Origin of the sequence: uncultured Algibacter sp., assembly GCF_963976535.1 — a bacterium.
Classification (GTDB): Bacteria; Bacteroidota; Bacteroidia; order Flavobacteriales; family Flavobacteriaceae; genus Algibacter_B.
In genome coordinates this window covers 38142-59572 of record NZ_CAXBLF010000012.1, presented here as the reverse complement: position 1 = coordinate 59572, position 21431 = coordinate 38142, and the positions used below count along the sequence as shown (strand labels likewise).

Annotated in this window: 29 protein-coding genes; 2 read left to right on the top strand and 27 right to left on the bottom strand. The window is 32.8% G+C overall.

What is annotated here, in order from left to right:
* The first annotated feature begins 268 nt into the window (after window positions 1–268).
* Window positions 269–2341 (top strand): tetratricopeptide repeat-containing sensor histidine kinase, encoded by a 2073-nt coding sequence (locus AAC024_RS05595; RefSeq protein WP_339894224.1) that lies wholly within the window; start codon window positions 269–271, stop codon window positions 2339–2341.
* A gap of 122 nt (window positions 2342–2463) precedes the next feature.
* Here AAC024_RS05595 and AAC024_RS05590 read toward each other — a convergent pair whose 3' ends face one another.
* Entirely contained in the window at window positions 2464–3399 is a 936-nt protein-coding gene (locus AAC024_RS05590) for an arginine deiminase-related protein (RefSeq protein WP_339894223.1), read from the bottom strand.
* Between the two features lie 85 nt (window positions 3400–3484).
* Between AAC024_RS05590 and AAC024_RS05585 the strand changes: the two genes are divergently transcribed.
* A complete protein-coding gene (locus tag AAC024_RS05585) occupies window positions 3485–4855 on the top strand; it encodes a carboxypeptidase-like regulatory domain-containing protein (protein ID WP_339894222.1) in 1371 nt (456 codons plus the stop codon).
* On the opposite strand, the gene AAC024_RS05580 is transcribed toward AAC024_RS05585, so the two are convergent.
* From AAC024_RS05580 to rpsC, 26 genes are all read right to left on the bottom strand, one after another.
* Window positions 4841–5755 (bottom strand): arginine deiminase family protein, encoded by a 915-nt coding sequence (locus tag AAC024_RS05580; RefSeq protein ID WP_339894221.1) that lies wholly within the window; start codon window positions 5753–5755, stop codon window positions 4841–4843. The two genes, AAC024_RS05585 and AAC024_RS05580, sit on opposite strands and share 15 nt — an antisense overlap.
* Window positions 5756–6074: 319 nt before the next feature.
* Window positions 6075–7361: a citrate synthase gene (locus tag AAC024_RS05575; RefSeq protein WP_339894220.1), complete on the bottom strand. Its 1287-nt coding sequence runs from the start codon at window positions 7359–7361 to the stop codon at window positions 6075–6077.
* 174 nt (window positions 7362–7535) lie between these two features.
* Window positions 7536–8828 (bottom strand): phosphopyruvate hydratase, encoded by a 1293-nt coding sequence (eno, locus tag AAC024_RS05570; protein WP_339894219.1) that lies wholly within the window; start codon window positions 8826–8828, stop codon window positions 7536–7538.
* A 387-nt stretch (window positions 8829–9215) separates the two neighbouring features.
* Complete coding sequence (gene carA / locus AAC024_RS05565) at window positions 9216–10319, bottom strand: glutamine-hydrolyzing carbamoyl-phosphate synthase small subunit (protein WP_339894218.1); 1104 nt, start codon at window positions 10317–10319, stop codon at window positions 9216–9218.
* 111 nt (window positions 10320–10430) lie between these two features.
* Window positions 10431–10916, bottom strand: a complete 486-nt coding sequence (rplQ, locus tag AAC024_RS05560) for a 50S ribosomal protein L17 (protein ID WP_339894217.1) — start codon at window positions 10914–10916, stop codon at window positions 10431–10433.
* 162 nt (window positions 10917–11078) lie between these two features.
* Window positions 11079–12071, bottom strand: a complete 993-nt coding sequence (locus tag AAC024_RS05555; protein ID WP_339894216.1) for a DNA-directed RNA polymerase subunit alpha — start codon at window positions 12069–12071, stop codon at window positions 11079–11081.
* Between the two features lie 96 nt (window positions 12072–12167).
* Window positions 12168–12773 (bottom strand): 30S ribosomal protein S4, encoded by a 606-nt coding sequence (gene rpsD / locus AAC024_RS05550; RefSeq protein WP_339894215.1) that lies wholly within the window; start codon window positions 12771–12773, stop codon window positions 12168–12170.
* 163 nt (window positions 12774–12936) lie between these two features.
* On the bottom strand, window positions 12937–13320 hold the full coding sequence (gene rpsK / locus AAC024_RS05545) for a 30S ribosomal protein S11 (protein ID WP_034043346.1): 384 nt from the start codon (window positions 13318–13320) through the stop codon (window positions 12937–12939).
* Window positions 13321–13425: 105 nt separating this feature from the next.
* The gene (gene rpsM / locus AAC024_RS05540; RefSeq protein WP_339894214.1) at window positions 13426–13800 is read right to left on the bottom strand and encodes a 30S ribosomal protein S13; all 375 of its coding nucleotides are present in this window, start codon (window positions 13798–13800) and stop codon (window positions 13426–13428) included.
* A gap of 3 nt (window positions 13801–13803) precedes the next feature.
* Window positions 13804–13920, bottom strand: coding sequence for a type B 50S ribosomal protein L36 (gene ykgO / locus AAC024_RS05535; RefSeq protein WP_013305171.1), 117 nt, complete (start codon window positions 13918–13920; stop codon window positions 13804–13806).
* 4 nt (window positions 13921–13924) lie between these two features.
* The gene (infA, locus tag AAC024_RS05530) at window positions 13925–14140 is read right to left on the bottom strand and encodes a translation initiation factor IF-1 (RefSeq protein WP_007094967.1); all 216 of its coding nucleotides are present in this window, start codon (window positions 14138–14140) and stop codon (window positions 13925–13927) included.
* Window positions 14141–14150: 10 nt separating this feature from the next.
* Entirely contained in the window at window positions 14151–15506 is a 1356-nt protein-coding gene (secY, locus tag AAC024_RS05525; RefSeq protein WP_339894213.1) for a preprotein translocase subunit SecY, read from the bottom strand.
* A gap of 14 nt (window positions 15507–15520) precedes the next feature.
* Window positions 15521–15973, bottom strand: coding sequence for a 50S ribosomal protein L15 (gene rplO, locus AAC024_RS05520; RefSeq protein WP_339894212.1), 453 nt, complete (start codon window positions 15971–15973; stop codon window positions 15521–15523).
* 15 nt (window positions 15974–15988) lie between these two features.
* Complete coding sequence (rpmD, locus tag AAC024_RS05515) at window positions 15989–16168, bottom strand: 50S ribosomal protein L30 (RefSeq protein WP_339894211.1); 180 nt, start codon at window positions 16166–16168, stop codon at window positions 15989–15991.
* An 11-nt stretch (window positions 16169–16179) separates the two neighbouring features.
* The gene (gene rpsE / locus AAC024_RS05510) at window positions 16180–16704 is read right to left on the bottom strand and encodes a 30S ribosomal protein S5 (protein WP_339894210.1); all 525 of its coding nucleotides are present in this window, start codon (window positions 16702–16704) and stop codon (window positions 16180–16182) included.
* 6 nt (window positions 16705–16710) lie between these two features.
* Window positions 16711–17067, bottom strand: coding sequence for a 50S ribosomal protein L18 (rplR, locus tag AAC024_RS05505; protein WP_339894209.1), 357 nt, complete (start codon window positions 17065–17067; stop codon window positions 16711–16713).
* A gap of 86 nt (window positions 17068–17153) precedes the next feature.
* Window positions 17154–17696 carry a 50S ribosomal protein L6 gene (rplF, locus tag AAC024_RS05500; protein ID WP_339894208.1) on the bottom strand — a complete coding sequence of 181 codons (543 nt, stop codon included), beginning with the start codon at window positions 17694–17696 and terminating at the stop codon, window positions 17154–17156.
* 17 nt (window positions 17697–17713) lie between these two features.
* Entirely contained in the window at window positions 17714–18112 is a 399-nt protein-coding gene (gene rpsH, locus AAC024_RS05495; RefSeq protein WP_339894207.1) for a 30S ribosomal protein S8, read from the bottom strand.
* Window positions 18113–18180: 68 nt separating this feature from the next.
* Window positions 18181–18450 carry a 30S ribosomal protein S14 gene (gene rpsN, locus AAC024_RS05490; protein WP_339894206.1) on the bottom strand — a complete coding sequence of 90 codons (270 nt, stop codon included), beginning with the start codon at window positions 18448–18450 and terminating at the stop codon, window positions 18181–18183.
* A 3-nt stretch (window positions 18451–18453) separates the two neighbouring features.
* A complete protein-coding gene (gene rplE / locus AAC024_RS05485; protein WP_339894205.1) occupies window positions 18454–19005 on the bottom strand; it encodes a 50S ribosomal protein L5 in 552 nt (183 codons plus the stop codon).
* 2 nt (window positions 19006–19007) lie between these two features.
* On the bottom strand, window positions 19008–19319 hold the full coding sequence (rplX, locus tag AAC024_RS05480; RefSeq protein ID WP_339894204.1) for a 50S ribosomal protein L24: 312 nt from the start codon (window positions 19317–19319) through the stop codon (window positions 19008–19010).
* Between the two features lie 15 nt (window positions 19320–19334).
* A complete protein-coding gene (gene rplN / locus AAC024_RS05475; RefSeq protein ID WP_069831953.1) occupies window positions 19335–19703 on the bottom strand; it encodes a 50S ribosomal protein L14 in 369 nt (122 codons plus the stop codon).
* Between the two features lie 2 nt (window positions 19704–19705).
* Window positions 19706–19963 (bottom strand): 30S ribosomal protein S17, encoded by a 258-nt coding sequence (gene rpsQ, locus AAC024_RS05470; protein WP_019386276.1) that lies wholly within the window; start codon window positions 19961–19963, stop codon window positions 19706–19708.
* A 12-nt stretch (window positions 19964–19975) separates the two neighbouring features.
* The gene (rpmC, locus tag AAC024_RS05465; RefSeq protein WP_339894203.1) at window positions 19976–20167 is read right to left on the bottom strand and encodes a 50S ribosomal protein L29; all 192 of its coding nucleotides are present in this window, start codon (window positions 20165–20167) and stop codon (window positions 19976–19978) included.
* 102 nt (window positions 20168–20269) lie between these two features.
* A complete protein-coding gene (gene rplP, locus AAC024_RS05460) occupies window positions 20270–20689 on the bottom strand; it encodes a 50S ribosomal protein L16 (RefSeq protein WP_339894202.1) in 420 nt (139 codons plus the stop codon).
* A gap of 21 nt (window positions 20690–20710) precedes the next feature.
* The gene (rpsC, locus tag AAC024_RS05455; protein WP_339894201.1) at window positions 20711–21430 is read right to left on the bottom strand and encodes a 30S ribosomal protein S3; all 720 of its coding nucleotides are present in this window, start codon (window positions 21428–21430) and stop codon (window positions 20711–20713) included.
* Window position 21431: the final 1 nt, after the last annotated feature.

The following is a 21431-nucleotide window of genomic DNA, read 5'->3' as shown; positions in this document are numbered from 1 at the left end:
ATGATTTTTGCCGTTCATCTATTCGTCGATTTTAGTACTATTTTTTCGATGTCCTTTCATCTAATTTATTGGTATTAAAACGCAGAAATTAGATTTTAAATATCCTTTTGTCAACTTTTGTGTAGTAATGCTATTAATCCGAATTTTTTTCGGGTGAAAAATTAAACACTAACAAATAATTACAGCCAAATAGAGCAATCTTAATTTTCCCTCAAATTAAGCCCCCCTTTTATGTTGCTTTCTTAATAGTTGTGATTTAAATGTTAAAATGAGGAGAATAACTACTTTACTGATCATGTTGTCTATATCTATTGGTTTCTCGCAAACTAATGACATAGATAAGCTTGCTTTAGAGTTAGCTTTTCAAGAAAAAGACTCATTAAAAGTAGAGACTTCCTTAAAAATTATCAAAGCCCTTTACGACATAAACGATTACGAAAGAGCACGTGAGTATATCTTAAAAAGTGAAAAACTTTCAAATAATCTTAACTACAAACAGGGTATTGCAGAAATTACATATTATAAGTCTCTAATTTATGCCCAAAAAGACGATTATATTAACGCTGTTAGCGGTTATAATAAATCGAAAGCATTATTTAATATCCTAAACGATACATTAAGCGTTGCCAAGGTTAATAACAGTATTGGTTTAATAGAGATTAAACGAGGGAATTATAATAAAGGTTTACAATTTTCTTTATCAGCCATAAAAGAACTTGAAAAGAGAAACCTAGTTAAAGACCTTAACTTAGCTTATAGCAATTTAGCCAAAGCTTATTACAATATTAATTTATTCGAAAAAGCTATGGAATTTTATTTGAAAGCCTTGGGTGTTCAAATGAAACTTAATGACGCTAAAGGTATTAATGAATCGCACAGCAAATTAGCGGAACTTTATTCCAATAAAAAAGAACACCGAAAGGCTATAGAATATTACGAAAAAGTCTTAGAAGGTAATGAATCGGATAATGATTCTATTCGTGGACTGGTATTCTCAAAATTAGGTGGCGAGTATTTAAAGTTTAACGATTACGACAAAGCCACAAAATATTTAATACAAGGTTACAATATTAATACGCGAATAAAAAACAAAGCTGGTTTATTACTGGCTTTAAACAATTTAGGAGATTTGAACCTTAAACAAGGCAGATTAAATATAGCTGAAAAACAACTTCTTGACGCTGGCGAAATTGCTCAAAGCTTAAATAACAAAACCGAGTTACTGAGACATTACAAATTAATGAAGTCTTTAGATTCTACTAGAGAACGTTTTGATAGAGCTTTTGTATGGCAACGTGAGTATTATGAATTGAATAACAGTCTTAAAAAAACTAAAATTAAACCTATTACTAGTTCTGAAAAATCTATTGATATTGATTTAAACTCAAATTTAGAGAACAAACCAGAAGTTTTTGCGTCTTCTAATAGAGTAACTTCATCTGAAAAAGTTGAAATAAATAATAAAATGTTAGACAAGTATAAAATTATTTTATACGCATTACTTGCTGCCTTTATTGTAGTTTCCGCACTATTAATTTTAACTTATTTTAAACGAAATAACAGTATTAAATACATGCAGGAGCTGGAAGAAAAGAATGTTAAAATTGAGTTACAAAATGAAGCCTATTCAGAACAAACCAAGCACCTTGAAAATGTAAACAATGTAAAAGATAAACTATTCTCTATTGTTTCTCATGATTTAAAAGATTCACTATCTTCAATTAATGGTTTTATAGATTTATTAAAAGACGGATCCTTATCAAGAGAAGAGTTTGATGATTTAATACCAGAATTAAGTGAAAATGCCAATAACGCTTCATTACTTCTTTTTAACTTACTTAACTGGTCTAAATCTCAAATGCAATCTTTAGAACCAAAACCTAGTCTTTTTGATATTCAAGAGGTTTTTGAAAGTAAAGTAAAACTTGTAGATCAACGTATGGAAAACAAAGGTATAGCCTTAGTTGATCATACTTTACGAGACTTTGCTTATGCCGACCGAAGTATGTTTGAAATTGTTGTGCAAAACCTACTTGCCAACGCTCTTAAATTCTGTAAAAATGGCGATACTATTACTATTTCAAACCATATAAGTAATGGCAGTTGTATTGTAAGTATTGCAGACACAGGGATAGGTATTTCAAAAGAAAACCTTGATAAATTATTTAAAGACAACTCTTTCACTACTATGGGTACCGATAACGAGAAAGGTACAGGTCTAGGACTTTCTATATGTAAAGAACTGGTAGAATTAAACAATGGTAAAATTTGGGTAGAAAGCACTCAAGGTGTTGGAAGCACGTTTTATGTGCAATTACCTAAATCCAGACCATCTTCTTAGAACTTTAAAATTTTTATTCAGTTGATGGGCGTTACCTAAAGGTCGGGCTTTCACTACTCGCTTCCTCCTACGTCGGCGAGCTCAAACAAACCGTTCAATCCCTAACGCAACTATCAGCCAAATTAACTTTTAGGCAAAAACACCTCAGCCATCATACATCTTGCACTACCACCACCACAAGTTTCAATAGTTTCTAAAGGGCTTGATAACACTTTGGTATGCTTTTTAATTGTTTTTACTTGAGAATCAGTAAGTGAATCATAAGCCGCTTGACTCATAATTAAGTAACGCTCATCATTTGTGGCTTTAACTTGAAGCATATTACCTGCAAAATTATTGACTTGCTCCTCTGTAATATCAATAATTTCTTTACCATCTTCTTTAAGGTGCTCGATAACGTTTTTACGCTCTTTTTTATCATCAATACTACTCAAACAAATCACGGCAAATGTTTCTCCTATACACATCATAACATTAGTATGATATATAGCCTTCCGTTCACCGTTTACCGTCTGATTTGAGGTAAATATTATTGGAGTATATTCAAAATCTTCACAGAATTCAATACACAAATCTTCATCGGCACGCGGCGATAAAGCACAATAAGCTTTTCTATTTACACGATCTAATAAAACACTTCCTGTTCCTTCCAAAAACAGGTGCTCTTCCTCAGCACTAGTATAATCAACAATATTATTGATAATAAAACCTTTCGCTTCTAAAGTTTCAAGAATGTCTTCCCGACGTTCTAGACGTCTATTTTTTGCAAACATGGGATAGAGGCCAACATCTCCATTTTCATGAAAAGACACCCAGTTATTTGGAAAAATTGAATCAGGTGTATCTGTTTCAATTCTATCATTTACAACGATAACATTTACTCCAATACTCCTGAGTTTTTCAACAAAACCATCAAACTCTTTTTGAGCTTTAGCATTAATCGTTTCTGGTAAAACACCATCAATAGATTCTTGATAATAATTATTAACAGCAGTCTGTTCGTTCATCCTGAAATTTACAGGACGTACCATTAAAATTGTATTTGTTGTTTGTTGCATTATATATTTTTATAATACAAAACTACTTTTTTTTAAGTTGAATTGTATTAACTTTAAATTAAATAATTAAGCTTCTTTTTCAAGAATGAAATATTTTGTAATCTTCTTTTTTTCAACATATTGTTTATTTGGACAAACCATAAAAGGCAAAATTATAGATGCAGAAACTAAAACGCCATTAGAAAATGTATCTGTTTACTTTAAAAACCTTAAAAAAGGAACAACAACAAATAGAAAAGGATTTTATAATTTAAAAATTGACTCTGATTTTTACAGCTTAGATACTTTAACTGTTTCAATAATTGGCTATTACCCTCAAAACCTAGTGTTATCAGAACTTAAAAAAAATGACTTCACTATAAATCTTTATAAAAAAACTGAACAACTCAAAGAAATTACTCTTCTTACCAATCGAAAATTAAAAAAAGAAATACGTTTTAGAAAATTATCTTCTTTAAGAAGAGGAGTTCATTCTTTTGATTCCAAGTTAATTGACGATAAGATATATCTTATTGGTGGAGATGGCTCATATTTAGAAGACACAGGTAAAAAAGCCTTATTGGAAGTTCAAAATTTGCCAAAATCTAATTTTAGTGATTTACTAAAAAGACTTGTTTTAAACCCCACATGGGAGAATTACAAAGATGATCTCCTTGTTTACAATATTACCAATGATGATTGGATTAAATCTGATTTAAAATTTAGAGAACGCGCCTATCATAATACAAACCTTATTAATAATAAATTGTATGTCATAGGTGGAAAAAGGTTATCAATAAACAAAAAAAAGGAGTATTTAGATGATACTATTGAAGTTTACAATATTAAGAATGACAGAATAATTATAGATCAAACAAACCCACATCAAGGTGTAAATTTTGCGTCATTTAGCTACAATAACAACCTTATAGTTATGGGAGGCTCCATAAAAATGAACAAAAATGGCGAAAAGATTTACACAGATAAATCTCATATTTACAACGTCGAGTCTGGCTATTGGTATGAGTTAAAAAACATGACTGCAACCAAGGAAGTAAAAGGTGTTATAATAGAAAACATGATTTACTTATTTGGAGGCTTTAATGGCAGCCCTCTAACCGAAATTGAAACCTATAATATAACCACTGGAGATTGGGACAATGAAGGTGAATTATTTAGCGGTATTAAGAACCCTGCTTTAGCTTACTCAGATAATATTATATATATTCTAGGAAACTCTAAGATATTAACGTATAATATTATTACAAAAACACTGAATGAATATGATATCAACTTGAAGTTAGAAGCTTCAAGAATGCATTTCTATAAAAACAAACTATATATAATTGGTGGTTATACAGAAAACGAATATTCTAGAACACCTTCTTCAAACTTATTTAGAATTGATATTGATGAATTTGAAACAACCGAAGTTGTTAAATCAAAATCATTTAGTCAAAAATTAATCTCTAATTAATGGCATTGTTGTACATCTTAATAACCCTTCTTGTTTACCTATTTCAGCATAAGGCACTTCTTCAACCGTAAAACCTTGACCTCTTAACCATTTATTAAGTCTAGTAAAGTTTTGTTCTGAAATAATAACATCTTCAGATATTGAAAATATGTTACTACACATTTGGTACATTTCATCTTTGTTGATTTCAAAAACGTTTTCTTTTCCAAAGAAATTAACTAACCATTCATATTCATTTTCAATTAAAAATCCATTTTTATGAATGATTGCTTTTCCTTTTCCTATGGGGTTAAAACAACAATCTAAATGTAATGCATTCTCTTTTGGATTTGTATTAGACTTTCTGAGTTCAAAAGATTTTACAATTTTATTTGGAAAAAGTTCTTGAATGGCGATAACGGCATCAGCATTAGTTCGTGCTGTAATTAGTTCTGGATAATCTTCACCAGAATAGGTGCCTATAAAAATATAATCATTCCATGGCATAACATCTCCGCCTTCTACATGGCATGCTTCCGGTAATATCACGCGTTTATCTTCTGCTACTTGATTCCAGATATAATCGATAGCTTGTACCTCTTCTTCTCTATGAGGTAGAATATTAGCCTCAATTAAAACATCATCAATCACAAAGGCTATATCTCTTGCAAATATTTGATTACAATCCTTTATAACTTCAGGTCTGTAAACTTGAATATCATATTTATCAAAAACCTTAGCAACGGCATACATTTCTTCAATCATATCTGCCTCAGTAGGATAAGTCCCTGCCAAAATATGTTCAATACTTTTAGGGTCATAACAATCTTCAACTTTAGGAATAGGTCCATTACTTTCGGCAGTACCTAAAACAACAGCACGTAGTTTAGAAGTTTCATTTTGAATATTCAATTTTATCATACTTTCTGATTAAATAGTGTCTGGACGGAAACAGACGATTTTTATAATTTGAATTATTTTTGATGTCATTTTTGTTTAGTTTTTATGAGTTGATGCCTTAGTATCAAGCGATTAAAAATAAACTGAAAGGGCGCAAAAAGAAACAAATTTAATTTTGCTGTGTTTCCGTCCAGACACTAAATAGGTCTTTCCGGTTTTAAACACCAAAACTAAGAATAATTAAATACATTTTGCATTATTCTTAAAATAATGCTCAAAAAAAGAAAAAGCCTCATGAAATTTTCATGAAGCTTAACAATTATATAATATTATTTCTTATTTATCTTTTCTTAATATCTTTAAAAGCTCTTTCAGTTTCACCAATATACAACTGTCTTGGTCTACCTATTGGTTCTTTATTTAAACGCATTTCACTCCATTGGGCTATCCAACCAGGTAAACGCCCTAAAGCGAACATCACAGTAAACATATCTGTTGGAATTCCCATCCCTCTGTAAATGATTCCAGAATAAAAATCTACATTTGGATATAATTTACGATCTACAAAATATTTATCTTCCAAAGCCTCTTTTTCTAAACCTTTTGCAATTTCTAAAATTGGATCATCAACACCCAAATCGCCTAGCACTTCATCTGCGGCCACTTTGATTATTTTTGCTCGAGGATCAAAGTTTTTATAAACACGATGCCCAAACCCCATTAAACGGAATGGATCGTTTTTATCTTTAGCCTTAGCCATATATTTTTTAGTATCTCCCCCATCTTCTTTAATAGCTTCAAGCATTTCTAATACAGCTTGGTTTGCACCACCATGAAGTGGCCCCCAAAGTGCCGAAATACCAGCAGAAAGCGAAGCAAATAAACCTGCATGAGACGACCCTACAATTCTAACTGTTGATGTAGAACAATTTTGTTCATGGTCAGCATGTAAAATTAACAACTTATCTAAAGCGTTAATTAAAATTGGATTTTGAATATAATCTTCATTAGGTTTTTTAAACATCATTTTTAAAACATTCTCTACATAACCTAATTTTTTATCTCCATAATCTAGTGGTAATCCTTGTTTTTTACGCATTGTCCATGCTACTAATACCGGAAATTTACCAAGAATACGCACTACAGAATTATACATATCCTCTTTTGAATCAACATTAACGCTAGACGGATTAAAAGCCGTTAAAGCACTTGTTAGTGAAGACAAAACGCCCATAGGGTGTGCTGTCTTTGGAAATGCATCTAAAATCTTCTTTACATCATCATCAACAATGGATTGTTCCTTTATATCTGAATGAAATTTTTCTAATTGCTCAGAATTAGGTAACTCTCCAAAAATTAACAAGTAAGCAACTTCTAAGAAATCAGCTTTTTCAGCTAATTCTTCAATAGAATATCCTCTATATCTCAAAATACCTTTTTCGCCATCTAAAAATGTAATAGCACTTTCACACGAACCTGTGTTTTTATAACCTGGATCGAGGGTTGTTACCCCTTTTGTAACGCTTCTAAGCGTTTTAATATCCATAGCTACTTCGTTTTCCGTTCCAGTGATTAATGGAAATTTGTGTTTTTCACCGTTTATTTCTAGAATAGCTGTATCTGACATGATTTTCTATATAATTTATTTAAGTTATACTGAATGCTAATTTACGAAATATCTCTTTATTTTTTAGGATTATCTATAACGATTTCGTAGAATTAGGACTTATATAAATTGATACTAAATAAAAAAGCGATTATTAAAAAATAATCGCTTTTTGTATAAAAACTAAAATGTTTCTTATTTTATTTTGAAAGCTTTTTCTTGTGGAAAATAGGCAACTTCACCTAATTCTTCCTCAATACGAAGTAATTGATTGTATTTTGCCATACGGTCGCTACGAGAAGCAGAACCTGTTTTAATTTGCCCTGTATTTAAAGCCACTGCTAAATCTGCAATTGTATTATCTTCTGTTTCACCTGAACGGTGGGACATTACAGATGTGTAACCTGCATTATGCGCCATATTTACAGCAGCAATAGTTTCAGTTAATGTACCAATTTGGTTTACTTTAATAAGGATTGAATTGGCTATACCTTCTTCAATACCTCTAGATAAACGCTCTACGTTTGTTACAAATAAATCATCACCTACTAATTGCACTTTATCACCAACTAATTCAGTTAAATATTTCCATCCTTCCCAATCGTTTTCATCCATTCCATCTTCAATAGAAATAATTGGATACTTAGCCACTAATTCTGCTAAGTAATCAGCTTGTTCCTTACTTGTTCTTACAATACCTGTATCGCCTTCAAACTTTTTGTAATCGTATTTTCCATTTTCATAGAATTCAGCAGAAGCACAATCCAATGCTATCTTAACTTCATCACCAAATTTGTATCCGGCATTTGTAACAGCTTTCGCAATGGTTTCCAAAGCATCTTCAGTTCCGCCCGCTAAGTTTGGAGCAAAACCACCTTCATCTCCTACAGCAGTACTTAAGTTTCTATCGTGCAATACTTTTTTAAGGTTATGAAAAATCTCAGTTCCCATTTGCATAGCATGCGTAAAGTTTTTAGCTTTAACTGGCATAATCATAAACTCTTGAAATGCAATTGGTGCATCACTATGAGAACCACCGTTGATGATATTCATCATTGGTAAAGGCAATGTGTTTGCAGAAACACCTCCTACATAACGATACAATGGCATATTTAATTCATTTGCTGCAGCTTTTGCTACCGCTAAAGAAACACCTAAAATAGCATTTGCACCTAATTTAGATTTGTTTGGTGTACCATCTAAATCAATCATTATTTTATCAATAAGGTTTTGCTCAAAAACTGAAACACCTATCAACTCTTCTACAATGATAGAGTTTACATTATCAACCGCTTTTAAAACACCCTTACCCATATAAGTATTACCACCATCACGTAATTCAACCGCTTCATGCTCACCTGTTGATGCTCCCGATGGTACAGCAGCTCTACCTAATATATTGTTTTCAGTTACTACATCTACTTCAACCGTTGGGTTACCTCTTGAATCTAGAATTTGTCTTGCGTGGATATTTATTATTATACTCATAATTGGTTTGTTTTTAATCGTTTAGTAATGAACTTATTTAAGCTTTCTCAATTTGCTAAAAAATTGCCCTTTTGCACCCATTTTTTATCTTTTTTTTATTCCTTAGCGATGCTATGCAACTAAAAAAAGCCTTCAAATGGTCACAAAATGACTAATTCTCGCCTAAACATAAAAAGTTCAAATAAGTTCACTTCAAATTTACGGCTAAATCTTGTTTATTTTTAGATGTTTTTGAAGAAATACACAAAAAAACATCTATAACGTTTTAGTAGATTCCCGCCTTCGCGAGAATGACAATTTCAAATGAAACCTCGATGTTATCCATCAAGGAGTTTAATTATAATAAACCTCAAAAATAGCAAACTATGATTGAGGTTTATTTAAAGTTTATTTCTTTAGATTTTCAATGAATTGATCAAAAAGATAAGAGGAATCATGTGGCCCAGGACTAGCCTCTGGATGATATTGTACAGAAAATACATTCTTGTTTTTCATAGCTAAACCAGCTACTGTATGATCATTTAAATGTACATGTGTGATTTCTAAATCTGAATTTGCTTCTGCTTCATCTTTATCTACAGCAAAACCATGGTTTTGAGATGTAATTTCACCTTTACCAGTAATTAAGTTTTTTACAGGATGGTTTATACCTCTATGACCGTTATGCATTTTATAGGTTGAAACACCATTAGCTCGAGCAATTACTTGATGCCCTAAACAAATACCAAATAAAGGTAAATCTCTTTTAATAATTTCTTTCGCAACTTCTTGAGCTTCCACCAAAGGTTCTGGGTCACCTGGTCCGTTTGATAAAAAGTACCCATCTGGTTTAAACGCTTCTAAATCTTCAAATTTGGCGTTATACGGAAACACTTTAATGTAAGCATCTCTACTTGCAATATGGCGCAAAATATTCTTTTTAATTCCGATATCCAAAGCTGCAACTTTGTAAGTAGCCTTTTCATCGCCAAAAAAATAGGGTTCTTTAGTGGATACTTTTGAGGCCAACTCTAATCCTTCCATATTAGGAACTTGAGCTAATTGTTTTTTTAGACTTTCAACATTATCAACTTCAGTTGAAATAACAGCATTCATAGCTCCATGATCTCTAATATAACTTACTAAAGCTCTAGTGTCAACATCTGAAATAGCTAATAAGTCATTTTTATCTAGAAAATCTTCTAACGATCCGTCTGCCGCATCTCTAGAGTATTCATAACTAAAATTTTTCACTATGAGGCCTGCAATTTTAATAGAATCAGATTCAACTTCATCTTTATTAGTTCCGTAATTACCAATATGAGCATTAGTAGCTACCATGAGTTGCCCATAATAAGAAGGATCAGTAAAAATTTCTTGGTAACCTGTCATCCCAGTATTAAAGCATACTTCTCCAAACGAAGTGCCTTGTTTATTACCAACTGCTTTACCGTAAAAAATAGTACCATCTGCTAGAAGAACGATAGCTTTTTGTCTTTTTTGATATTTCATTATAATTTTTATGAGATTCCCGCCTGTACGGAAACAAGGTTTCGCAAAATTGCATAAAAAAAAGGATAAACTAAAATAGTTTATCCTTTTTATATTAAATGCTTATTAACATTATTCTTCTTCGTTAGATGCCTTAGTTTCAACTGGAGCAGCTTCAACTGGAGCAGTTTCTGTTTTAGAACCACCTCTTCTGCTTCTTCTAGTTGTTTTCTTCTTAGCTTTATCTGCGTTGTAGATTTCGTTGTAATCAACAAGCTCTATCATAGCCATATCAGCGTTATCACCTAAACGATTACCTAGTTTTATAATTCTAGTATAACCTCCTGGTCTATCAGCTATTTTAGCGGCAACATCTCTAAACAATTCAGCAACAGCATCTTTTTGTCTTAGCTTCGCCATAACAATACGTCTGTTGTGCGTTGTATCTTCTTTAGATTTGGTAATCATTGGCTCTACAAACTGTTTTAAAGCTTTTGCTTTTGCTACAGTTGTGTTAATACGCTTATGCTCTATTAAAGAACAAGCCATATTTGCCAACATTGCTTTTCTGTGCGCTGTTTGTCTACCTAAGTGGTTTACTTTTTTTCCGTGTCTCATGACTTTTTAATTATCATCTTGCTACCATATCCCTTTTTCATTTAAACGAAGAGAGAGCAAAATATGATGGTTATTATTAATTTACGATTGACGATTTTTGAATTACGATTTTTTGAATTATGATTTGAAAATCGTAATTCGTAAATCTAACATCTTAAATCGTTAGTCTTTATCTAATTTATATTTACTTAAATCCATTCCAAAATTTAATCCTTTAACATTTACAAGCTCTTCAAGCTCTGTTAAAGACTTCTTACCGAAGTTTCTGAATTTCATTAAATCATTTTTATTGAATGATACTAAGTCTCCTAAAGTATCAACTTCCGCAGCTTTTAGACAATTAAGCGCTCGAACAGATAAATCCATATCGATAAGCTTAGTTTTAAGCAACTGTCTCATGTGAAGTGATTCTTCATCATAAGTTTCAGTTTGTGCTATTTCATCAGCTTCTAACGTGATACGCTCATCAGAGAATAACATGAAGTGGTGTATTAATGTTTTAGCACCTTCAGTTAAAGCGTCTTGTGGCGTAATTGATCCATCCGTGATGATTTCAAAAACTAATTTTTCATAATCAGTTTTTTGTTCAACACGATAGTTTTCAATACTATACTTAACGTTTTTTATTGGTGTATAAATGGAGTCCGTAAAGATAGTTCCTATTGGTGCAGAAGCCTTTTTGTTTTCCTCTGCAGGTACATATCCTCTACCTTTTTCAATGGTGATTTCCATATTAATATTCACTTTAGGGTCTAAGTTACAGATTACTAACTCTGTATTTAATACTTGAAATCCTGAGATAAATTTTTGGAAATCTCCAGCTGTGATTCTATCTTGACCAGAAATTGAAATAGAGATTGATTCATTATCAATATCTTCAATTTGTCTTTTAAAACGAACTTGCTTTAAGTTTAAGATGATTTCTGTTACATCTTCCACTACTCCAGCGATTGCTGAAAATTCATGATCTACACCTTCAATTCTAACCGATGTGATAGCAAATCCTTCTAAAGAAGACAATAAAACTCTTCTTAATGCATTACCTACTGTTAGTCCGTAACCAGGTTCTAGTGGTCTGAATTCGAATTTACCTTCGAAATCAGTAGAATCAATCATGATTACTTTGTCTGGTTTTTGGAAATTAAATACTGCCATATTTTTCTTCGTTTTAATTGTTATTTAGTTGCGCGGTCTAAAAGTTTGAAGAAATACTTATAAACCCTTTGGCCAAATACCAATATGATTAATTTATTATTTAGAATATAATTCGACGATGAATTGTTCGTTTATGTTTTCTGGAATTTGGATTCTTGCTGGAATAGAAACATAAGTTCCTTGTTTGGTATCATCATTCCAAGTTATCCATTCATAAACACTACTTGAATTTGAAAGTGATCTTTCAATAGCCTCAAGTGATTTTGATTTTTCTCTTACCGCAACAACATCACCAGCCTTTAAAGAGTAAGAAGGAATATTTACTAATTCACCGTTTACAGTAATGTGTCTGTGCGATACTAATTGTCTCGCACCACTTCTAGTAGGAGCTACTCCCATTCTGAATACCACGTTGTCTAATCTAGACTCACAAAGTTGTAATAGAACTTCACCAGTAATTCCTTGTGCAGCTCTTGCTTTTTTAAACAAACCTCTAAATTGTCTTTCTAAAATACCGTAAGTATATTTAGCTTTTTGCTTCTCCATTAATTGGATTGCATATTCAGATTTTTTCCCACGACGTCTTGCGTTTCCATGTTGACCTGGAGGGTAATTTCTTTTTTCGAACGACTTATCGTCTCCGAAGATAGCTTCGCCAAATTTACGAGCTATTTTAGTTTTAGGACCAGTATATCTTGCCATTTTAAATTGTGTTTTTGAGAGTGATTATGAATTAAGGTCTTAATCTTATCCTTCGAAAATCATTGATCTCTCGTTGATACTTGTTAATTAATTAATTTACGATTTATGATTGCCGATTTATGATTTCAAAATTTAAAAATCGTAATTCGTACATCTAAAATTATTATACTCTTCTACGCTTAGGAGGTCTACAACCATTATGTGGTAATGGTGTAACATCAATAATTTCTGTTACCTCAATGCCTGCATTGTGGATAGAACGAATAGCAGATTCTCTACCATTTCCTGGTCCTTTAACATAAACCTTTACTTTTTTTAATCCAGCTTCTTGTGCTACTCCTGCAGCATCTTCAGCAGCCAATTGAGCAGCATAAGGTGTGTTTTTCTTTGAACCTCTAAATCCCATTTTACCAGCTGAAGACCATGAAATCACATCTCCTTTTTTGTTGGTAAGTGAAATAATGATGTTATTGAATGAAGCTGTAACATGAGCTTCTCCAACGGCATCTACTATAACTTTACGTTTTTTTGTGCTTGTCTTTGCCATATTTTCTAGTGCTTAGTTTCAGTGATAGTCGCTAGAATCCTAAACCGTAATTTCAAACAGATTCCTTCCAACGTCTAAATACTAAAGACTAAATATTTCTAATTATTACTTAGTTGCTTTTTTCTTGTTAGCAACCGTCTTTCTTCTACCTTTTCTGGTTCTAGAGTTGTTTTTAGTACGTTGCCCTCTCAATGGAAGACTTGATCTATGACGAATACCTCTGTAACACCCTATATCCATTAATCGCTTAATGTTTAATTGAGTTTCAGAACGTAATTCACCTTCAATAGTAAAAGTACCAACAGCTTCACGAATACCACTAATTTGGTCATCGGTCCAATCTTGAACTTTAATACTTTCGTCTACCTTAGCTTCTGCTAAAATTTCTTTTGATCTACTTCTACCTATTCCATAGATATAAGTTAAAGAGATCACTCCTCTTTTGTTTTTTGGTATGTCTACACCTGCAATTCTTGCCATAATTTACCCTTGTCTTTGTTTAAATCTAGGATTCTTTTTGTTTATCACGTAAAGTCTACCTTTTCTACGCACGATTTTACAATCTGCACTTCTTTTTTTAACTGATGCTCTTACTTTCATCGTATTAGTATCTATAAGTTATTCGAGCCTTAGTTAAATCATAAGGACTCATTTCTAATTTCACTTTATCCCCTGGTAATAATTTAATGTAATGCATACGCATTTTACCAGAAATATGTGCAGTCACAATGTGACCATTTTCTAATTCAACACGAAACATAGCATTTGATAATGCCTCTATAATTGTTCCGTCTTGCTCTATTGCTGCTTGTTTTGCCATAGTGTAATAATTAAGCTACTGCTTTTCTATTTTTACCTGTCTTCATCAAACCATCATAGTGTCTATTCAACAAATAAGAATTTATTTGCTGCATAGTGTCAATTGCAACTCCCACCATAATTAATAATGAGGTTCCTCCGAAAAATAAAGCCCATCCTTGTTGTACGCCAATAAGCTTAACAATAAACGCTGGGAACACAGCAATAAGTGCTAAAAATATCGAACCTGGTAAGGTTATTTGAGACATTATTTTATCTAAATATTCAGATGTTTCAGAACCTGGACGAATTCCAGGAATAAAACCACCACTACGTTTTAAATCATCTGCCATTTTATTAGTTGGTACTGTGATTGCCGTATAAAAGTATGTGAATACAATAATTAAAAGCGCAAACGTTATATTATACCATAATCCAAAAATATCAGAATAATTTGTTTGCATCCATGCTCCAGCAGCTGTTTCTTTTAAGAAAGACGAGCCTCCAATTAAACTAGGCACAAACATAATAGCTTGAGCAAATATAATTGGCATAACTCCAGATGCGTTTAGTTTTAAAGGAATATACTGTCTAGAACCTGCCATGGCACTTTTTTCGTAACCACCAGAGGCCGTTCTTCTGGCATATTGTACCGCTATCTTTCTAACGCCCATTACTAACATAATAGATGCTAGGATGATAACAAACCAAATAACCATTTCTATTAATACCATCATCAAACCTCCATTTCCACCACCTTCTAATCTAGTAGCCGAATTCTGTAAGAATGCTTGTGGTAAAGTAGCAATAATACCTACCATAATTAATAATGAAATACCATTACCAATACCTTTGTCTGTGATTTTTTCTCCCAACCACATGGCGAAAATAGTTCCAGTTACTAAAATAGTGACAGAAGAGAAATAAAACAATGGCCCAGTTCCTAATAAGAATGCCGATGAAGGAATTCCTAAAGCTGGTAAGCTTGCCAAATAACCAGGTGCTTGTAATAAAGTAATTGCAATAGTTAACCAACGTGTAATTTGATTGATTTTCTTCTGCCCACTTGCTCCCTCTTTTTGCAACTTTTGCAAGTAAGGGATAGCAATACCCATTAGCTGTACAACAATAGAAGCAGAAATGTAAGGCATGATACCTAGTGCGAAAACCGAAGCATTAGCAAATGCTCCTCCAGTAAAAGCGTTAAGTAGACCTAACAAACCACTGTCTGTTTTTTCTGCTAACCCTCCTAATTGAGATGCATCAATACCTGGTAATACTACTTGAGCACCAAAACGATAAACTAATAATAGACCAAGTGTAACTATGATTCTGTTTCTTAGTTCTTCTATTTTCCAAACATTCTTTATTGATTCTATAAATTTCATACTTATAAAATGTCTTATATAGTTACAGCTTCTCCTCCAGCACCTTCAATAGCAGCTTTTGCTGAAGCAGTAAACTTATGAGCAGATACTTTTAATTTTGATTTTAACTCACCTCTACCTAAAATTTTAACTAGATCATTTTTTCCAGCTAAACCGTTAGAGAATAAAATTTCAAAATCTACTGTCCCTTTTATTTTCTTATCATCCACCAATTGTTGTAATGTATCTAAATTGATACCTTGATATTCAACACGGTTAATGTTAGTAAAACCAAATTTAGGAACACGTCTTTGAAGTGGCATTTGCCCACCTTCAAATCCTAGTTTCTTAGAATAACCAGAACGAGATTTAGCTCCTTTGTGACCACGAGTTGCCGTACCACCTTTACCAGACCCTTGTCCTCTACCTATTCTTTTACCTTGGTTTTTTACTGAACCTTCTGCAGGTTTTAAATTACTTAAATCCATTTTCAGTTTATATTTTTAAGCTTCTTCTACAGAAACTAAATGTGAAACTTTAGCAACCATACCAAGAATATTTGGTGTAGCTTCATGCTCTTTTACTTGACCAATCTTTCTAAGACCTAGAGCTTCCAGAATTCTTTTTTGTCTTTGCGGACGATTGATTGCGCTTTTAACTTTTGTTACTTTAATCTTTGCCATCTCTGTCTGTATTAAGCGTTAAAAACTTGTTCAAGTGTTATACCTCTATCTTTAGCAATTGCGTTAGCATCTCTTAATTGTAATAAAGCATCAAAAGTTGCTTTTACTACATTATGAGGATTTGAAGATCCTTGAGATTTTGATAATACATCGTGTACACCAACTGCCTCAAGTACTGTTCTAACAGCACCACCAGCAATTACACCTGTACCAGGGGCAGCAGGAATAATATTTACTCTAGCTCCACCGTATTTACCTTTTTGCTCATGTGGTAACGTTCCTTTAATAATAGGAATTCTAACTAGGTTTTTCTTAGCATCTTCAACCGCTTTTGCAATTGCACTCGCAACGTCTTTAGATTTCCCTAAACCTTGTCCTACAACACCAGCTTCATCACCAACCACTACAATTGCTGAAAAACCAAATGCTCTACCACCTTTAGTTACTTTTGTAACTCTTTGAACACCAACTAAACGATCTTTTAGATCTAATCCACCTGGTTTTACTAATTCTGCACTTTTATATTTTTTAAACATAATTTCTTAGAATTTAAGTCCGGCTTCTCTAGCGCCTTCAGCTAATGATTTTACTCTACCGTGGTATAAATATCCACCTCTATCAAAAGCTATAGTTTCTACACCTGCTTTTAAAGCTTTTTCAGCAAGTGATTTACCTACTAATTTAGCTACCTCTGATTTAGTTGCTTTCGCAGAACTAATATCTTTATCTCTTGAAGATGCTGCACTGATAGTATTACCAGTTACATCATCAACTATTTGAGCATAAATTTCTTTATTACTTCTATAAACAGCTAATCTAGGTCTTGTTTCTGTACCAGAAACGACCTTACGGATTCTGTTTTTTATTCTTAGTCTTCTTTCGTTCTTTGTTAATGCCATTTTGATTTACGATTTTGGATTAACGATTTTTGATTTTTGATTTACTTTATAATTCGTAACTCTAAAATCTACAATCGCAAATTCTACTACGCTGATTTACCTGCTTTTCTTCTTATTTCTTCACCAACAAACTTGATTCCTTTTCCTTTGTAAGGTTCAGGTTTTCTAAATCCACGGATCTTCGCAGCTACTTGACCAACAAGTTGTTTATCGAATGATGTTAGTTTAACAATTGGATTCTTTCCTTTTTCTGATATAGTCTCCACTCTCACTTCTGGAGCAATATTCAAAACAATGTTATGAGAAAATCCTAAGGCTAAATCTAATTTTTGTCCTTGGTTTGATGCTCTATAACCAACACCTACCAGCTCTAACTCTTTAGTCCATCCTTTAGATACACCTTCAATCATATTATGCATTAATGATCTATATAAACCATGTTTTGCTTTTTGATCTTTAGTATCAGAAGAACGTGTTACTAAAACATTTCCTTCTTCTATTTTTATTTCAACTGAGTCGTAACTTTGTGTTAATTCTCCTAATTTTCCTTTTACAGTTACAACGCTATCTTTAACATCTACTGTTACACCTTCTGGAATGGCTACTGGATTATTTCCTATTCTTGACATTTCTTTCTGGCTTTAAATTAGTAAACGTAACACAAAACTTCTCCACCTACATTATCTCTTTTGGCTTGTTTACCTGTCATAACTCCATGAGAAGTTGAAACAATGGCAATACCTAAACCGTTTAAGATACGTGGTAAATCATTAGACCCAGAATACAAACGTAAACCTGGTGTACTAATTCTTTGAAGTTTTTTAATTACTGATTCTTTAGTTTCTTTGTTATACTTAAGGGCTATTTTAATAGTACCTTGTACAGAAGAATCATCAAACTTGTAACTTAAAATATATCCTTGTTCGAATAAAATTTTAGTAATGTCTTTTTTAAGATTAGAAGCAGGGATTTCTACCACTCTGTGGTTGGCACGCACTGCATTTCTAATTCTTGTCAAAAAATCCGCAATTGGATCTGAGTACATAATGAATTGATTTTGTGGTTTTGGTTTTCGAACTATTCCGAACCTTAAACCCGATTATTTAAATAATATTACCAACTAGCTTTTCTAACTCCAGGGATAAGACCTTGATTGGCCATTTCTCTAAAAGTTACACGTGAAACTCCAAAAGTTCTCATGTATCCTTTTGGTCTTCCCGTAATTTTACATCTATTATGCATACGAACTGGAGAAGCATTTTTAGGTAACTTTTGTAATGCTTCATAATCTCCAGCCTCTTTTAAAGCTTTACGTTTTTCAGCATACTTAGCTACTGTTTTAGCTCTTTTTACCTCACGGGCTTTCATTGATTCTTTAGCCATATCTTAGTTCTTTTGAAAAGGTAATCCTAATTCGGTTAATAATGATTTTGCTTCTTTATCAGTATCTGCAGTTGTTACAAATGTGATATCCATACCGGAAATCTTGTTCACTTTATCAATGTTAATTTCTGGGAAGATAATTTGTTCAGTAACTCCTAAATTGTAGTTACCACGTCCATCAAATCCTGTAGCTTTTATTCCGTTAAAATCTCTAACACGTGGAAGTGCAGAAGTTACCAAACGGTCTAAAAACTCATACATTCTTTCACCACGTAAAGTTACTTTAACACCAATTGGCATTCCTTTACGTAATTTAAATGCTGCAACATCCTTTTTTGATAATGTAGATATTGCTTTTTGTCCAGATATAGTAGTTACTTCTTCTACTGCGTAGTCGATTAACTTTTTGTCTGCAACGGCTGCTCCAACACCTTTAGATATTACTATCTTAGTAAGTTTAGGAACTTGCATTACATTCTTATATCCAAATTCGTCTGTAAGAGCTGCAATTACTCTGCTTTTATACTCTTCTTTAAGTCTAGGTGAATATGCCATAACTAAATTACTTCATTAGATTTTGTTGAAAATCTTACTTTTTTGTCGCCTTCTACCCTATAACCAACTCTAGTTGTTTCTCCTTTTGAAGTTAACAATGATAAGTTAGAAATATGAATAGCTGCTTCTTTCTCTACGATTCCACCTTGAGGATTCTGTGCACTTGGTTTAGTATGTTTCTTCACCATGTTTACACCCTCAACAATCGCCTTGTTCTTTTCTAGAATTACCTTTTGTACTTTCCCTTCAGATCCTTTATGATCTCCAGCAATTACTTTTACAGTATCTCCAGTTTTAATTTTAAGCTTTGTCATCTTACATTTAATGTATTAAAGCACCTCTGGTGCTAATGATACAATCTTCATGAATTGTTTATCACGAAGCTCTCTAGCAACAGGACCAAAAACACGTGTACCCCTCATCTCACCCGTTGGGTTTAATAAAACACAAGCGTTATCATCAAATCTTATATAAGATCCGTCTGGTCTTCTTACTTCTTTCTTAGTACGCACAACAACTGCCGTAGAAACTGCTTTTTTCTTAATGTTGCCATTAGGAGTTGCATCTTTAACAGAAACAACAATTTTGTCTCCTACAGAAGCGTATCTTCTTTTAGTTCCTCCTAAAACACGGATCACTAAAACTTCTTTTGCTCCAGTATTGTCTGCTACTTTTATTCTTGATTCTTGTTGTAACATAATTATTTAGCTCTTTCTAGGATTTCTACTAATCTCCAACATTTAGATTTACTTAAAGGTCTTGTTTCCATGATCTTTACTGTATCACCAATGTTACAATCGTTTGTCTCGTCGTGTGCAACGTATTTTTTCGTTTTCAACACGAACTTACCATACATAGGGTGTTTTACTTTTTTAACTTCTGCAACAACTATTGATTTTTGCATTTTGTTACTAGTAACAACTCCTATACGTTCTTTTCTTAAATTTCTTGTTTCCATCTTTCAGCAGAATTATTGTAATTCTCTTTTAGTTAATTCAGTCGCAATTCTAGCTACGGTACGTCTTATACCTTTTAGCTGAATTGGATTTTCTAAAGGAGATATTGCATGAGCCAATTTTAGGTCTGAATAACTCTTTTTTGTTTCACCAAGTTTCTCTTGTAACTCAGCTACAGATAATTCTTTAATTTCTGATTGTTTCATCTGTGATGTTTATTTTTTTAAAATTTGTCAGATGTAATTCGCCATTTATACTTTTCGTAAATATGAAAATTATTAACAGCTCATTTCATAATATCAAATAAATTATGCTTCGTAATCTCTAGCGATTAAAAACTTAGTTTTCACAGGAAGTTTTTGTGCTGCTAAACGTAATGCTTCTTTTGCAACGTCTAATGGCACGCCTCCTATTTCAAATAAAATACGACCTGGTCTACATACAGCTACCCAATATTCAACGGCTCCTTTACCTTTACCCATACGTACTTCAAGAGGCTTTTTTGTGATAGGCTTGTCTGGAAATACTTTAATCCAAAGTTGACCTTCCCTCTTCATGTAACGTGTAGCGGCAATACGAGCTGCTTCAATTTGACGTGATGTTATGAAAGTTGCATCTAATGCTTTTATTCCAAAAGTACCGTTTGAAAGTTGGTGACCTCTACCTGAGTTCCCCTTCATACGTCCTTTTTGTTGTTTACGAAATTTTGTTCTTTTAGGCTGTAACATTTTTCTTTACTTTATAAAAAATTACTTTCTACGACGAGGTCCTTTATTTCCACCTCTTCCTGGTCCACCTTTTCCTTGCTTCTTAGACAATCCAACAAGCGGAGAAAGTTCTCTTTTACCATATACTTCACCTTTCATGATCCATACTTTAACACCCAATCTACCATAAGTAGTGTGCGCCTCAACTAAAGCATAATCAATATCGGCTCTGAAAGTTGATAAAGGAATACGTCCTTCTTTGTAGTGTTCAGATCGTGCCATTTCAGCACCATTTAAACGTCCACTAATTTGGATTTTAATGCCTTCAGCATTCATACGCATTGTAGCAGCAATCGCCATCTTAATTGCACGTCTGTATGAAATTCTATTTTCAATTTGACGAGCGATGCTTGATCCTACTAAAAATGCATCAAGTTCAGGTCTTTTAATTTCAAAGATGTTAATCTGAACTTCTTTACCAGTAATTTTCTTAAGTTCTTCTTTTAACTTGTCTACCTCTTGACCGCCTTTACCAATAATGATACCTGGACGAGCCGTTGTGATAGTAACGGTTACAAGTTTTAAAGTTCTCTCGATGATTACTCTACTAACACTAGCTTTAGATAAACGCGCGTGAACGTATTTTCTAATCTTATCGTCTTCGGCAAGTTTATCACCATAATCGTTTCCTCCATACCAGTTAGATTCCCATCCTCTGATAATTCCTAAGCGATTTCCGATTGGATTTGTCTTTTGTCCCATA